This is a genomic window from Thalassospira sp. MCCC 1A03138 (assembly GCF_002115785.1).
In the GTDB taxonomy this organism is placed as follows: Bacteria; Pseudomonadota; Alphaproteobacteria; order Rhodospirillales; family Thalassospiraceae; genus Thalassospira.
The window spans coordinates 252,317-266,972 of record NZ_JFJY01000004.1; the positions used below are offsets into that span (position 1 = coordinate 252,317).

Here is a 14,656-nt window from a genome sequence, read left to right on the forward strand (position 1 = left end):
GTGCTGCCTTTCATCTTCTTCCCAGAAACCCCCGATCAAATGATCACATTGCACTTGCCGCACGCGATGCCTGATCATAAACGCCCGAAATCGCACGCAGCGTCTTGGCCACATCGCCGACTTCCTCGTGATTGACGCCCAGCCGCTGGAACGTCTCCACCAGACAGGCCTCACGCACTTCGCGGTATTTCTCGCACATCTCGCGGCCTTCCTTGGTCGTCGAATAATGCACTTCCTTGCCGCGCTTGATCCCGTCAACCAGCCCCAGCTTGCGCAGTTTCTTAAGCGAGTAATTGACCAGATGGCTGTCTTCGACATTCAGAACGAAACAGACCTCCGACAGGCTTTTTTCCCGCTCGCGTGAATTGACGTTATGCAGAACAAGGATATCAAGAACCGAAACATCGGGCATGCCCGCCGCCCGCATGCAGCGCACCATCCAGCGGTTAAACGCATTGCCCGACAGGATCAGGGCAAATTCAAGCTCGGAAAGCTCGGCAGCACGTTCCGAAACAAGATGTGACGATGATACGATACGTGGTTTGTCGGTCCGTGGTGTGTCGGTCATGCGGCGTTCCTGAAATCCCGTTGTTAACTTTCGCGATGCGCTTTGTGGCATTCACTTATACGCTTTGTCGGGATTTTATCGCAAAAAAAGCAGCCTGGACAAGGCCAGGCTGCACATTAATGTCGACGTTTCGCTATCAAAGTGATCGCATGCGTTCCAGGAACCCGTCGATCTGACCGCGCAAATGCCCGTTTTGGGTACCAAGATTATCGGCCGAAACATTCACATCATTGGCGGCAACATTGGTATCTGCCACTGCGGCGGATACCCCCTGCATGGCGGCCGATATTTCCTCGGTCCCGGCGGCGGCCTGCTCAACATTCTGCGAAATCTCGCTGGTCGCAACCGTCTGCTGTTCGACTGCGGCGGCAACCGCAGCGGCCCGTTCGCTGATGTCCGAAATCATCCGGACGATTTCATCGATCGCCTCCACGGCCAATCCGGTTGCCTGCTGGATACCGTTGATCTGACTGGTAATGTCCTCGGTTGCCTTTGCCGTCTGGTTGGCAAGGTTCTTGACCTCGCTTGCCACAACCGCAAACCCCTTGCCGGCATCGCCTGCACGGGCGGCCTCGATGGTGGCGTTCAGTGCCAGAAGGTTGGTCTGCCCGGCGATATCGCTGATCAGGCCAATCACTTCCCCGATCTTGAGCGCCGCATCATTCAGCCCCTGAATGTTTTCATTGGTATGGCGTGCACGTTCGGTTGCCGATTGCGCCATGTTCGATGTTTCACTGACCTGACCGGAAATCTCGTTGATGGATGCCGCAAGTTCGGTCGCCGCCGTCGCGACAAGCTGCACATTGGCCGATGCCTCTTCTGTTCCCGACGATACCGCCAGTGACTGGGTTGCCGCAGTATCCGCACTCCTGCGAAGCACATTTGACACCATGTGCAATTGCTCGACCGCGCCGCCAACCTCGGCCATCACGGTAACAACGGCCTCATCAAATTCGCGAATGTACTTTTCCTGAGTTTCCATGCGTTTGCGCCGTTTTTCATCCTCGGCACGCTGAGCAGCTTCAAGCTTGACGCGCTCGATGCCATTTTCGCGAAACACCAGAACCGCCCGACCCATCGTGCCGATCTCATCGGCCCGATTGACTTCGTTGATCTCGACATCAAAATCGTTTTCCGCCAGCCGGGTCATTTTGACGGTCAATCCGGAAATAGCACGCACGATCGCCTTTGACAGCAAGACCGACAGCACCAGCAACGCCAATGCGCCAACCGCAAACATCACCACCGTCGTGATCAGGCTGCGGCGCGAAATCGCTTCGGCCTCGGCCTTCATCGCCGTTGAAATGGCGGTAATATCGACACTCAGCTGCTGAAGAACCGGTTCGGCCTCGGCGTAATAATCGCTAAGCTTGGTTAATTCTTCCTCGCGCTTGAGGATACCGTCGGCCAGCGCCTTGAAATCCGTTACATAGGACTTCATAAGCCCTGCAATTTTCTGCTTTTCGGCAGCGGGAATACTGTCTGCCGCGGCCAGTGCCGGGCCGAATTCCGCCAGACGGTCATCTATCCGCGTGACATATTTCGGATCAATTCGCGCCAGAAAATCCTTCTCGTGGCGGCGCATCATCAACATGATGATTGTCAGCTTGTCGGCCTTGTACTGGTCCAGTGCTTCTTCGACGTTGTGTACGGACGCACGCAGACTGCCAAGCAGGCCACTTTCTTCACTCAAACCAATTTTCTGCTGCAAATCAGCGATGATTTCGAACTGCGATGCATAATTGTCAAAGGAAGTCGAAATCAGCGAAATCTGATCATCAAACCGATCAAGAGCCGGATCACCAGCCAGCTTGTTCAAACCAGCCTGAACAATCTTGACTGTTTCAGCATGGTCGGCTGCATATTTTTCATCCAATCGCAGCAGAAAGTCCTTTTCACGCCTACGCGCATTCAGGAACTCCCGGGCGATCTCGTCAACGATCAGTCGGTCATCAAGTGCTTCCTCGGCAGTCGTTTCCGCAGTTTGGCGTTGGTAATCAGAAACAAACAGCACCACGGCAACGATCGCAAAAATAGAAAGCGCAGCTAACCCTATCAGCGAAATCTGATAGATCAGCTTCATACGAGACAAAAAGCTCATAACATATCTCCCAACGAGCCTAAAGGTAGACTCCGAAAACTAAACCTAAGTATATTTATACATCCTTTAGTATAGTTTTGCACGAGAATTTTGACCGGGCGTTCCAAATTGTTCTTTTTTGCTATCTTGGGCTGCACCGGGGGGTTTTCATCGCCGTATCTGTTACAGTTTTATGACAATAACGGTGGTCCAATAATGAAAAAAAGGCAGCCAGAGCGAGATGGCTGCCTTGAAATAAAGCGACATGGATCGTCAAAGAGACCTCATGTGCTCCAGAAATGTATCAATCTGTCGGCGCAGACCGCCACTTTGTTCTCCCAGATTTTCGGCTGAACCGCGCACGTCACTTGCCGCTGCATTGGTATCGGATACCGCGCCCGATACCCCCTGCATGGCGGCTGAAATCTCGCTGGTGGCTGCTGCTGCCTGTTCGACATTCTGCGAAATCTCGCTGGTCGCCACGGTTTGCTGCTCAACGGCGGCGGCCACTGCCGATGCCCGTTCGCTGATATCGGTGATCATGCGAACGATTTCGTCAATCGCATCAACGGCCGAACGCGTCGCCTGCTGGATACCGGTGATCTGGGCTGAAATATCCTCCGTCGCCTTGGCGGTCTGATTGGCAAGGTTCTTGACCTCGCCTGCGACCACGGCAAATCCCTTGCCCGCGTCACCGGCGCGCGCCGCCTCGATGGTGGCATTCAGCGCCAGAAGGTTGGTCTGACCGGCAATATCATTGATCAGCCCGACAACCTCGCCAATGCGGATTGCCGCATCATTCAGGCCCTGAATGTCCTCATTCGTGCTTTGCGCGCGTTCACTGGCCGAAAGCGCCATGCTTGATGTTTCGGTCACCTGACCGGCAATCTCATGGATCGATGCCGAAAGCTCGGTCGCGGCCGTCGCGACAAGCTGCACGTTTGACGATGCTTCCTCGGTCCCGGCGGAAACCGCGCTGGATTGTTCGGTTGCTGTATTGGCGCTGTTGCGCAGGACCTCGGACACCGCATGCAATTGCTCGACCGCGCTGCCAACCGCCGTCATCATCGTGACGACCTCGGTATCAAATTCGCGGATATAGCTTTCCTGCGTTTCAAACCGCTTGCGCTGGGCTTCTTCGGCGGCGCGCTGATCGGCTTCCAGTTTCTGGCGTTCCACCCCGTTTTCACGAAACACCAGAACCGCACGTGCCATTTCGCCGATTTCATCCTTGCGGTCGACCTCCCCCAGATCGACATCAAAATCATTCCCGGCAAGCCGCGTCATTTTGCCGGTCAGACCGCCAATCGCATGCACAATGGCGCGTGACAGAATGATCGAAAACACCACCAGCAACACCGCACCAGCCACGAAAATCCCGATGGTCATCATCAACGCGGCTTTGGCAATCTGTTCGGTTTCTTTCTGAATACGCACAACATTGGTGCCGATATCCGCACCAAGCTGTTCCAGAACCGGCTCGGCATTGCTGTAATGCGTGCTTAATTCTTCAAGGGCCGCTTCACGTTGCAGCATGGTCGCCGACAGGGTTTTGAAATCCTCGACATAGGATTTCATCAGATCCCCCATCGATGCCTTCTTGTCATCCTTGATACTGGTCGCGGCATTCAGCGCCTTTAAAAACGCGGCAAGCTCGCTGTCCATCTGCGTGATGATTTCCGGATCGGGATGTGCAAGAAAATCCTTTTCAAGGCTGCGCATCTTCAACATGGTCATCGACATGTCCTTGGTCTGGCTCAGACCCAGCATCGCCTCGAACTTGGCAACTTCCGCCAATGCATTTTCAATATTCTGTGCGGCCGTATGCAGGCGCCCCAAAAGCCCGCTCTGGCCATCAAGCCCGATGTCGCGCTGTAACGCGACGACCGTTTCAAACGAACTTGCGTAATTGTTGAATTCGGTCGTGATCAGGTCGATATTTTCGCGAAATTCCGCCAATTGCGGATCGTTGCCCAGAACCTCAAGGCCGCTGCGAACCGCCCCCGCGGTTTCCGCATGGGCCACTACGAACTGTTCATCCAGACGCAGCAGAAAATCCTTTTCCCGACGCCTTGCATTCAGGAACTCGCGCGAAACCCGGTCGACAAGAATCTGATCGGCAATTGCGTCCGCCGCTTCCTGTTCGGCCGCCTTTCGCTGCCGGTCACTGACAAACAAAACCCCGGCAACGAAAACAAAAATAACCAGGGCCACCAGTCCAACCATCGATATCTGATAGACCAGCCTCATCCGCGATAGAAATTTCATCTTTCCCCCCATTCATTATTTTTTCTGCGGTTAATTCAACCATAAGATTAATATTATTACGGAAAACGTAATATTCCAGATAAATGCCCCAAAAAGCCTGTTTCATAGACTTAAGCACTAGTATCGTCAGCCACCTGTACTATCTAATGCGCTTTGCCTGTCAGCCCCGAACCGTTCGGGCGCTGGATCAATGTCCTTTTCGCAACCAAGAGCCTGATCAAAAGCATGAGCATCTGGGGTAAAATCATTGGCGGTACTGCGGGCTTTGCCCTTGGCGGGCCGCTTGGCGCCATTCTGGGGGCGGCGGCCGGTCATGTCGTCGACCGGATCAAGCACAATATCCGAACCGCCCGCATTGGCGGCTATACCGGCAGTACACAGGGCAGCTTCCCCGGCGGGCAGGATGCGCGCCAGGTCGCCTTTGCCACCGCCGTTGTCGTGCTGTCGGCCAAGATGGCCAAGGTCGATGGCGTGGTGTCGCGTGATGAAATCAACGCCTTCAAGCGCGTGTTTCACATTCCGCCGGGCGAGGAAAAGAATGTCGGCCGCCTGTTTGACATGGCGCGCAAGTCATCGGACGGTTTTGAACCCTATGCCCAGCAGATCGCCCTTCTGTTCCGCGGCGAACGTGCGCTGCTCGAAGGCATTCTCGAAGCGCTCTATCAGATCGCGATGGCCGATGGTGCCCTGCATCCGGCCGAAGAACAGTTCCTGCACAAGGTCGCAACCATCTTTGGTTTTGCCGATGTTGATTTTGATCGCGTGCATCACGCCTATACCCGCCCCGGCGGCCCCGATCCCTATGAACAACTTGGCCTTGGCCGCGATGCCAGCGACGATGACCTCAAGGCCGCCCATCGCAAGCTGTCGCGCGAAAACCATCCCGATACCCTGATCGCCAAGGGCATGCCACCCGAATTCATCGAACAGGCAAACGACAAGATGGCCCGCATCAATGCCGCATGGGATCAGATCCGCAAGGAACGCGGCATTCGCTAGTTTGCCACGCACGTCTGCCCTGCATGCAATGATTTCCCTTGCAAGATGCCGCGATTTGCGGTTTGCAGGGGGCACATTTTTGTGACCTCAAGCTTATCGGTTTTTCCATGGCGCCACCGCTGATCAATATTAACGATATCCGTCTGACCTTTGGCGGCAACGATCTGTTTTCCGATGTATCCTTTGCCATCGGCGATCGGGATCGCCTGTGCCTTGTCGGGCGCAATGGCGGCGGGAAATCGACCCTGCTTAAAATCATCGCTGGCGAAATCGAAGCCGATGGCGGCGAACGGTTCGTTCAGCCGGGCTGCAAGATCGCCTATCTTAATCAGGAACCGAAATTCGACGGCTTTGCGACGGTCGAGGAATATGTTCTGTCCGCACTCGACGAACATGAAATCGATTATGCCTATCGCGTCTATATGCTGCTGGACTCGGTCAATATCGATCCGCAGGCCGACCCGACCAAACTCTCGGGCGGCGAAGGCCGCCGGGCGGCAATTGCCCGCGCCCTGATCGCCGATCCGCAGGTCCTTCTGCTGGACGAGCCGACCAACCATCTTGACCTGCCGACCATCGAATGGCTTGAGGGCGAGATCAAAAACTTCCGCGGTGCGGTTGTGGTCATCTCGCACGACCGTGCCTTCCTGAATGCGATTTCAACCGGCATCCTGTGGATTGATCGCGGCGTCATGCACCGCACCGATCAGAACTTCTCGAAATTCGAAGAATGGTCCGAGGAAATCTTCCGCAAGGAAGCCGAAGAACGCGCCAAGCTCGACAAACTGATCGCCCAGGAAACCGTCTGGTCCGTACAGGGCATTTCGGCCCGCCGCAAACGCAACCAAGGCCGCCTGCGCCGCCTGTGGGACATGCGCGAAACCAGATCGCAGCAGATCGAACGCATCGGCAATGTATCGCTTGCCGCCGATGCCGGCAGCACCTCGGGCAAGGTCGTGATCGAGGCCACCGACATCGCCAAATCCTTTGGCGACCGCACGATCCTGACCGGTTTCTCGACCCGTATCCTGCGCGGCGACAAGGTCGGCATTATCGGCCCGAACGGGGCTGGCAAAACCACCCTTCTTAAAATGCTGACCGGGCAACTTGAACCCGATAGCGGCACGATCAAGATCGGCACCAACCTCAATGCCAGCTATTTCGATCAGAAACGCGCCGCCCTTGATGACACCATGACCCTTTGGGATACGCTGTGCGATATCGGCGGCGATCAGGTCATGGTGCGCGGCAATCCCCGCCATGTCGTAAGCTACCTGCGCGATTTCCTGTTTGATGAAAAACAGGCGCGCAGCCCCGTTGGCGCCCTGTCGGGTGGGGAGCGCAACCGGCTTTTGCTGGCCAAACAACTTGCCAAGCCGACCAACCTTCTGATCATGGACGAACCGACCAACGATCTTGATATGGATACGCTTGATCTGTTGCAGGAAATGCTCGCCGATTACGAAGGCACCCTGCTTCTCGTCAGCCACGACCGTGATTTCCTGGATCGCGTCGTGACATCATCCATCGTGATGGAAGGCAACGGCATCGCCACCGAATATCCCGGCGGCTATTCCGATTATGTCGCGCAACGCAAACTGTCCGCCGCCCCCGCCGTGGCCGAGGAAAAGCTTGGCAGCACATCGGGCAAAGGCGGCAAAAAATCCGTCTCGTCACAGGCAGCAAAGCCCAAACCAACCGGCAAGATGAGCTACAAGGACCAGCGCGAATACGACAATCTGCCCGGCCAGATCGCCAAGCTCGAGGCCGAGATTGCGGAAATCGAAGCCGCCCTGTCCGATGGCAGCCTGTTCACCAAGGACCCGGATGCCTTCCAGAAAAAGGTCGACCGCATGGCAGCGGCCCGCGCCGAACTCGAAGCGGGCGAAGAACGCTGGCTCGAACTCGAAATGCTCCGCGAGGAACTCGGGCTGTCATAACACTTCACAGCCAATGCTTTACGGCACTATTCGGATCGGTCACAATTTACCCGACAACTGAAAACAATTCACTTGTCGGGTACCTCTTTCCATCCGATGAAGGGGCATACCGATAACCCTGCAAACGCGCCACCAGCGCCGATGCGCTTTGCCGAAAGCCCCTGCCATGCCCCTCAAAGCCGTTCTGATGGCCCTGTCCGTTGCCGTGATCTGGGGCGTCAATATGCTGACCGTCAAAGGTGCGGTCGCTGAAATACCGCCCCTGATGCTGACCGCGATCCGTTTTGGTTCGGTTGCCATTCTGCTTTTGCCCTTCACCAAAATGCCCACTGGCCGCTTTGGCCGTCTCGCCATTCTGTCCATCGTCTTTGGCACCGGTCATTTCGGGGTGCTGTTCTTTGCGCTTTCGATCCTTGATGCCGGGCCGGTCGCGATTATCGTTCTGCTGGGCGTGCCGTTCTCTTCCATGCTGGCGACCTATTTCTTCAATGACCGGCTGGGCTGGAAACGGCTTTCGGGCATGACGCTGGCCTTTGTCGGGGTCATGATCATGTTCTGGGACCCGACCATGACCGATCTGCAATTGCCCCTGTTGCTGGTGGTGTTTGCCGCCTTCATGTGGGCGGTTGCCAATGTCATGATCAAAAAACTCGGCAATATCGATACTTTCCAGCTTAATGGCTGGATGGCTTTGATGGCGGCCCCGCAACTGCTGATCCTGTCGCTGTTCCTCGAACCGGCTGCGGTTGATGCCGTGTTCAATGCAAGCTGGGTCGCATGGGCCAACACGAGTTTCACCGTAGTGATGTCGTCCATCGTTGCCTATGGCTTCTGGTATCATTTGCTGAAAACGCAGGATGTGAATGTGGTGGTGCCGTGGTCGTTGCTGGCCCCGGTGATCAGTGTTGCCGGATCATTTATTGTCTTTAACGAACCGATCAGCACCCTTAAAATCATCGGCGGCCTGACGGTTCTGGCCGGTGTTGGCGTGATCATGCTGCGCAAACCGCCGCAGCAACAGGAACAGGGAATGGACTAGGCCGCAATGCCCACAATGTCTGCCGGAAATGACGACCTGAAGAACCGCATCATCGCCCGCCCCTCGCCCAATTGCGGCGACAGGCCCGGTGATGCGAAGGGGGACCGCAAGGTCGATATCCTCGTCCTGCATTATACCGGCATGCAAAGCGGTGCGGCCGCGCTGGATCGTCTGTGCGATCCGGCGGCCTCGGTTTCCAGCCATTATCTGGTCGAGGAAGACGGCACCATTTTCCAATTGGTGGACGAGGATAAACGCGCCTGGCACGCCGGGCGCGGTCAGTGGCAGGAATGCCTTGATGTGAATTCCAATTCCATCGGCATTGAAATCGTCAATCCCGGCCATGAATTTGGGTATCGTCCCTTTCCCGATATCCAGGTCGACGCCGTCATCGCGCTGTGTCGCGATATTCTGAGCCGTCACGATATACGACCTGACCGAATCATTGCCCACTCCGACATGGCCCCGGACCGCAAGGAAGACCCGGGCGAGCTTTTCCCTTGGGATCGGCTTGCCGCCAACGGCATCGGATTATGGCCAACGGCGGATAAAACGAACGGCGATGACGCCTGCACCGAAACCGAATTCGATGCGATGCTGGGTCGGTTGGGATACGGTCCAAACGATGCGCTTAAACGCCGCATCGCCTTTCAGCGTCACTGGCGACCTGCCGATATTTCGGGAAAAATGGATGCGGAATGTATCGGGATTTTGCGCGCCCTGCTTGATCAGGCCGGGCGATAGGGGAAAGCCTACTGGGCGATCAACCCGCCCGGATTGGCAATCGGCACGTCCGACAATCCGACATAGCGGGCAAAGCCGACCCGGCTGAAGCCAAGATGCCGGTGATAGATACCATCCACCCCCCCGGTAAGAAGCCCGCGCGCCATTTCACGGTCAAAATCGTTCAGCACTGGCGCCAGATCGGACCGCAGGCTCAAATACCGCTCCTCAACCTCGACCGCAGGCAAAAGCACCTTGAACCCCATCAGGCTTTTCTGACCCCCGCCAGCAAAACGCAGAAAGGCCAGATCGCTAAACAGCACATCGACATAGTGCCGTTTAAGCATCTCGAACCCCTTGGCATATTCGGCAACTTCCACCGGATGCATGGTTTCGTTGGCAATGATTTCCGCCGGATAGGACTGCCCGATCACTTTAAGCCAGTTGGTGTTATCAAGGCTGCGCACGCCCTGATAGGTCCCAAGGCAAAAGCCCGAATTGACCACCGCCACCGTCACCTTGCTCACGAGGGACTGGGACGATATCACAAGCCCGGTTTCATCGGCCTTGGCAAGATCATCGAGCAGCATGCCATCCACCGCCCCATAGCGCAGCGAGAAACGGCACCGCGCCATCGGCATCGCGACAAAACTGACGGAATGCCCGGCATTTTCAAGGAATTTGGTCGCCATATCCACCGCAAGCCCGCGGGCAACACCCTGATCGTCATAGGCATAAGGCGGCCAGTCGTCATAGCACAGACGCACGTCTTTCGCCTGCGCCCCAAAAGACACAGCACAAAAGATCAATATTGCGCCTGAAATCCAAAGCGCCGCACGCATGGCCAATCCTTCAAATGAAAATCCGGCATCATCAATATGAGCCCGGAAACACGAAATACCCCCTTTAGAGGGATATGGCAAACCCGCAGATTTCCGGGCTTCTATGCGTTTTTGGCATGGTTAAAATAACGATCGTATAAGTCCCTGTAGCCACTGCTTTTTCTTGACGACGCGACCAATGTCACCTACATCACGCCCACCAGATGGCCGGATGGCCGCCCCTGTTCTTCGGAACGGGGGAGGAAAGTCCGGGCTCCATGGAAATACGGTGCCAGTTAACGGCTGGCGGGGGCGACCCTAGGGAAAGTGCCACAGAAAGCAAACCACCTGATCGCGCAAGCCATCAGGAAAGGGTGAAAGGGTGCGGTAAGAGCGCACCGGTCCTTCAGCAATGCGGGACGCATGGTAAACCCCACCGGGAGCAAAACCTAATAGGAATGGTCGGCCGGATGCTTCGGCATTGTCGGCAGGCGGGTTTCCGCGCCACCATTCGGGTTGGTTGCAGGAGGCGTCCGGCGACGGGCGTCCCAGATGAATGGCCATCCAGTGCGGTTCGCCGCATGGACAGAACCCGGCTTACAGGCCATCTGGTTATTTCTTTTTCTGATGCCGATAACAGATCGGCGGGGACCTGCCCCGCCGTGAAATGCCCGATCCGGGCTATGCGCGATCCGCCTTATCCGCGTTCGGCGATGGATTGCGCGAAATGTTTGTCGGCTTCTTCCTGGGTGCCGACGTCGAAATTCGCTGCCGTCTGATCCTTGATGATCTTGCCAAGGGTCGGCATCACCTTGCGATCAACCTGGCTCTCGATGCTCCAAAGCTTGGAACGCATCAGCGATTTCGCACAATGCAGGAACGCTTCCGCGACCCGGATTTTGATCACCGTGATCGGCGGTTTTGGCGTATCGGCAAAATGCGCCAGCAATGCCGGATCATTATGGATTTCCGCCGTGCCATTCACACGCAGCGTATCGTTGAAACCGGGCACGAAAAACAGCATCCCGACATTCGGGTTTTCAATGATGTTCGATAACGTATCAACGCGATTGTTGCCCGGACGATCCGGCATTAGAAGCGTGTTGTCATCCAGAACCTTGATAAAGCCCGGCCCGTCGCCGCGCGGGCTGACATCGGCATTGCCCTTGGCATCAGCCGATGAAATCACCGCAAAGGGTGCCAGTTCGATAAAATGCCGGCAATGCGGATCAAGTTTCGTCAATGCCTTGGCAACCGCCAATTCCATCGGCATTCCGTAAATCTCGCGCAGTTTCTCGGCAGTATCGATCTTGGTCATGGGGCAAACCTTTTCCGGGGACGATTATGATGGTGACGGGCGCCAAAACTGCGACAAACCCAGATGCAAGTCAATCGCAATCCCCCCCGATCATCTGCTCCGTCGTGCAAACTTTGGCAAACTCGCCATTCAAGCTCGCCAATGCCACATCATGCACAAGATCGGCCCCAAACACCCGCCCATCGGGCAATTTGCGCTCAAACGCAAAACAGGCATCACTGACAATCGTGACCTCAAAGCCAAGGTTCCCCGCCATCCGCGTCGTGGTATTCACGCAATGATCGGTCGAAATCCCGCAACAAACGATCCGGTTGATCCCGCGTGCCCGCAAATCGGCCTCAAGGCTCGTTCCGATAAACGCCGAATTGACCTGCTTGCCATAAACCGGCTCACCATCCTTCGGTGTGGCAAACTCAATAAATTCATGCCCCGGATGATCAGAATGCAGGCGCGATATCGGGGTTGTTGAATCATGGCGCACATGGATCACCGGTGCGCCCTTGGCCCGCCAATGCGCCAGAAGCCTTGCGCCATTGGCCTCCGCCCCCGGATTATTGCGCTGCCCCCAATAATCCAGATCGGCAAAACCCTGCTGCCAGTCAATCAGGATCAGGGCGGTATTTGCGGTTTTGGTTTCGGTCATTCTCAATCTCTCCGGCGCGTTTGAATGTTGGCCCTAGATTACCCGACCCCAAAATGGCATAAATGACAATAACCCCTCATTTCAGGACAATGCTGCGTGATACCCCGCCTCATCGTTTTCATCCTCACCCCACAAACCGTGATGCTCGATGTCACCGGCCCCTTACAGGCCTTTCACGAGGCCCGCGATCCGGCAACCGGCACCCCGCTTTATCGCACCATATTGGCCTCAAGCCACGGCGGCCCGATCATGACCGATACCGGCATCGCGCTTGATACCGTCGCCCTTGCCGATCTTGATCCGGGTGAAATCCACACTCTGATCGCCGCCGGGTCCGATGAAATGCTTGATGCGCTGGGCGATGCCAATCTGATCGGCTGGCTTGAAAAACACCGGGGTAAAATTACCCGCATCGGGTCGGTCTGTATCGGGGCGTTTATTCTGGGTGCCGCCGGAATGCTTGATGATCGCGCCTGTGTCACGCACTGGCGCTGGTGTGATCGTCTGCAAGCCATGTTCCCACAAAGCCGTGTCGCCCCCGATCCGATCTTTGTTCGCGATGGACCGGTCTGGACATCGGCCGGGGTGACGACGGGGATTGATATGGCGGTCGCGATGATCGAACAGGATCATGGCCGGGACGTCGCCCTTGCCGTGGCGCGCAGCCTGATCGTCTTCATCCGCCGTCCCGGCGGCCAGTCACAATTCAGCCTGCCGCTCGAACATCAGGCCAATGACAGCACCGGGCGCTTTGATGATCTGCATGGCTGGATCACGCAAAACCTTCAAACCCGGCTTTCGGTCGAAGACCTCGCCAAACAGACGGGCATGAGCCCGCGCAACTTTTCGCGTACCTACAAATCCGCCACCGGCCTAAGCCCGGCGCGCGCAGTCGAACTGATGCGCCTCGAAGCCGCAAGAACCGCCCTTGAACAAACCGACAAACGCATAAGCCAGATCGCCATCACGTGCGGCTTTGGCGATGACGAACGCATGCGCCGCTGCTTCGTCAAACATCTGGGCGTCGCGCCCAACGACTACCGCGAACGATTTAAAGCCACCACCTAAAGCCAGCCCTTCCGCTTGAAATACCAAAGCGGCAGAACAGCCGACAGCACCATCAAGCCAATCGCCAGCGGATAACCAAACTGCCAATCCAGTTCCGGCATGACTTTGAAGTTCATGCCATAAATGCTCGCGATCAGGGTCGGCGGCAGAAACGCCGCTGCTGCGACCGAGAAAATCTTGATGATATTGTTCTGTTCCAGATTGATCATGCCCAGCGTCGCATCAAGCAGGAACGTCACCTTGTTGGCGATGAAATTGGCATGCTCGGTGATCGACACGATATCGCGCGAAATGGTTTTAAGCCGCGTCTTGGCATCCTTTTTAAGCCGCGTCTGCGTCGACAGGAAAAGCCCCAGCCGATGCAGGTTCAGCAAGCTGTCCTTGGCCTTGCCCGAAAGGTTCCCGGCCCGCCCGATGCGACGCAGAACCGCCCGGTGATCCTGATCATGGGCCGGGTCATCGGGATTGGCGAAAACGATGTTTGACAACCCTTCAAGGTCGGCGGCCGCCTGTTCCATGATATCGGCCAGCCGATCAACAATCTGTTCCAGCAACCCGAACAGAACCGCCTCGGCGCTGGATGCCAGCGACGGGCTGCGATTGACCCGCCGGATAAAGGTCTTGAACGGCACCGGGTCGGCATAGCGCAGCGTGATCAGGGTCTTTTTGACCAGGATAAAGGTGATGGCAGTCGTTTCCGGCTCGTCACTATTGGCCTTGTTAAGCACCGATACCGTCATGAAAAGCGCGCCATCTTCGTCATATAACCGCGATGAAAGCTCGATCTCCTGCATTTCCTCGCGCGTCGGGACCTCGATGGAAAACCGTTTTTCAATCTCTTTGACCTCGTCAGACGACGGATTCAAAAGATCAATCCAGACCGGTGTGCGTTCCGCCTTTGGCGGTTTTACGACACTTTCCGCAGCACTGATTTCGCCATCAACAGCATCGCCGCTACTGACCAACGCAGCATCGTCCGCCGGTGCGGCGGTATCGTCCGACGGCGTCCGGGCCGGGGCAAAAAATTCGTTGCTGTCCATGGTCACTCTCCATCCGCGCCAGATTACCGGACATTGCCGGGTACCGGTCTATTTGGGGCTTGTGCGTTTCCTGTCATAGGCCCGAAGGCCCCGTTCTGTCACGCGCCAAGCCATGACAAATCGGTTAAACACCGCCAAGGCGCATCATC

12 protein-coding genes and 1 other RNA gene are annotated in these 14,656 nt (G+C 56.3%); 6 read left to right on the forward strand and 7 right to left on the reverse strand.

What is annotated here, in order from left to right:
- Nucleotides 1-43: 43 nt before the first annotated feature.
- The 3 genes from TH468_RS10960 to TH468_RS10970 all read right to left on the reverse strand — a co-directional run bounded on the left by TH468_RS10960 (nt 44) and on the right by TH468_RS10970 (nt 4,916).
- Entirely contained in the window at nt 44-568 is a 525-nt protein-coding gene (locus TH468_RS10960; RefSeq protein ID WP_085644027.1) for a winged helix DNA-binding protein, read from the reverse strand.
- A 136-nt stretch (nt 569-704) separates the two neighbouring features.
- Nucleotides 705-2,669 carry a methyl-accepting chemotaxis protein gene (locus TH468_RS10965; RefSeq protein WP_085644030.1) on the reverse strand — a complete coding sequence of 655 codons (1,965 nt, stop codon included), beginning with the start codon at nt 2,667-2,669 and terminating at the stop codon, nt 705-707.
- A gap of 252 nt (nt 2,670-2,921) precedes the next feature.
- Entirely contained in the window at nt 2,922-4,916 is a 1,995-nt protein-coding gene (locus tag TH468_RS10970) for a methyl-accepting chemotaxis protein (protein ID WP_085644231.1), read from the reverse strand.
- A 225-nt stretch (nt 4,917-5,141) separates the two neighbouring features.
- Here TH468_RS10970 and TH468_RS10975 point away from each other — a divergent pair, with 225 nt between their 5' ends.
- The 4 genes from TH468_RS10975 (at nt 5,142) to TH468_RS10990 (ending at nt 9,638) form a co-directional block, all read left to right on the forward strand.
- Entirely contained in the window at nt 5,142-5,915 is a 774-nt protein-coding gene (locus TH468_RS10975; RefSeq protein ID WP_085644233.1) for a TerB family tellurite resistance protein, read from the forward strand.
- Nucleotides 5,916-6,022: 107 nt separating this feature from the next.
- The gene (locus TH468_RS10980) at nt 6,023-7,855 is read left to right on the forward strand and encodes an ATP-binding cassette domain-containing protein (RefSeq protein ID WP_085644235.1); all 1,833 of its coding nucleotides are present in this window, start codon (nt 6,023-6,025) and stop codon (nt 7,853-7,855) included.
- A 166-nt stretch (nt 7,856-8,021) separates the two neighbouring features.
- A complete protein-coding gene (locus tag TH468_RS10985) occupies nt 8,022-8,894 on the forward strand; it encodes a DMT family transporter (protein ID WP_085644032.1) in 873 nt (290 codons plus the stop codon).
- 15 nt (nt 8,895-8,909) lie between these two features.
- Nucleotides 8,910-9,638, forward strand: a complete 729-nt coding sequence (locus TH468_RS10990; protein ID WP_085644034.1) for an N-acetylmuramoyl-L-alanine amidase — start codon at nt 8,910-8,912, stop codon at nt 9,636-9,638.
- Between the two features lie 8 nt (nt 9,639-9,646).
- Here the strand turns inward: TH468_RS10990 and TH468_RS10995 are convergent, their stop codons facing one another.
- On the reverse strand, nt 9,647-10,459 hold the full coding sequence (locus TH468_RS10995; protein ID WP_085644036.1) for an ABC transporter substrate-binding protein: 813 nt from the start codon (nt 10,457-10,459) through the stop codon (nt 9,647-9,649).
- Between the two features lie 199 nt (nt 10,460-10,658).
- Here TH468_RS10995 and rnpB point away from each other — a divergent pair.
- Nucleotides 10,659-11,054: RNase P RNA component class A (gene rnpB / locus TH468_RS11000), an RNA gene on the forward strand.
- Nucleotides 11,055-11,135: 81 nt separating this feature from the next.
- On the opposite strand, the gene TH468_RS11005 is transcribed toward rnpB, so the two are convergent.
- Complete coding sequence (locus TH468_RS11005; protein ID WP_085644038.1) at nt 11,136-11,756, reverse strand: pyridoxamine 5'-phosphate oxidase family protein; 621 nt, start codon at nt 11,754-11,756, stop codon at nt 11,136-11,138.
- A gap of 70 nt (nt 11,757-11,826) precedes the next feature.
- Entirely contained in the window at nt 11,827-12,399 is a 573-nt protein-coding gene (locus tag TH468_RS11010) for a cysteine hydrolase family protein (protein ID WP_085644040.1), read from the reverse strand.
- 96 nt (nt 12,400-12,495) lie between these two features.
- Between TH468_RS11010 and TH468_RS11015 the strand changes: the two genes are divergently transcribed.
- On the forward strand, nt 12,496-13,467 hold the full coding sequence (locus TH468_RS11015; protein ID WP_246832295.1) for a GlxA family transcriptional regulator: 972 nt from the start codon (nt 12,496-12,498) through the stop codon (nt 13,465-13,467).
- Here TH468_RS11015 and corA read toward each other — a convergent pair.
- Nucleotides 13,464-14,507 (reverse strand): magnesium/cobalt transporter CorA, encoded by a 1,044-nt coding sequence (corA, locus tag TH468_RS11020; RefSeq protein ID WP_085644044.1) that lies wholly within the window; start codon nt 14,505-14,507, stop codon nt 13,464-13,466. The genes TH468_RS11015 and corA overlap by 4 nt on opposite strands.
- Between the last annotated feature and the right edge of the window lie 149 nt (nt 14,508-14,656).

Coding starts and splice junctions, on each gene's coding strand:
- TH468_RS10970 (WP_085644231.1), bottom strand. CDS start 4,916: ATGAAATTTCTATCGCGGATGAGGCTGGTCTATCAGATATCGATGGTT.
- TH468_RS10965 (WP_085644030.1), bottom strand. CDS start 2,669: ATGAGCTTTTTGTCTCGTATGAAGCTGATCTATCAGATTTCGCTGATA.
- TH468_RS10975 (WP_085644233.1), top strand. CDS start 5,142: ATGAGCATCTGGGGTAAAATCATTGGCGGTACTGCGGGCTTTGCCCTT.
- TH468_RS10985 (WP_085644032.1), top strand. CDS start 8,022: ATGCCCCTCAAAGCCGTTCTGATGGCCCTGTCCGTTGCCGTGATCTGG.
- corA (WP_085644044.1), bottom strand. CDS start 14,507: ATGGACAGCAACGAATTTTTTGCCCCGGCCCGGACGCCGTCGGACGAT.
- TH468_RS10990 (WP_085644034.1), top strand. CDS start 8,910: ATGTCTGCCGGAAATGACGACCTGAAGAACCGCATCATCGCCCGCCCC.
- TH468_RS11005 (WP_085644038.1), bottom strand. CDS start 11,756: ATGACCAAGATCGATACTGCCGAGAAACTGCGCGAGATTTACGGAATG.
- TH468_RS10960 (WP_085644027.1), bottom strand. CDS start 568: ATGACCGACACACCACGGACCGACAAACCACGTATCGTATCATCGTCA.
- TH468_RS10995 (WP_085644036.1), bottom strand. CDS start 10,459: ATGCGTGCGGCGCTTTGGATTTCAGGCGCAATATTGATCTTTTGTGCT.
- TH468_RS10980 (WP_085644235.1), top strand. CDS start 6,023: ATGGCGCCACCGCTGATCAATATTAACGATATCCGTCTGACCTTTGGC.
- TH468_RS11010 (WP_085644040.1), bottom strand. CDS start 12,399: ATGACCGAAACCAAAACCGCAAATACCGCCCTGATCCTGATTGACTGG.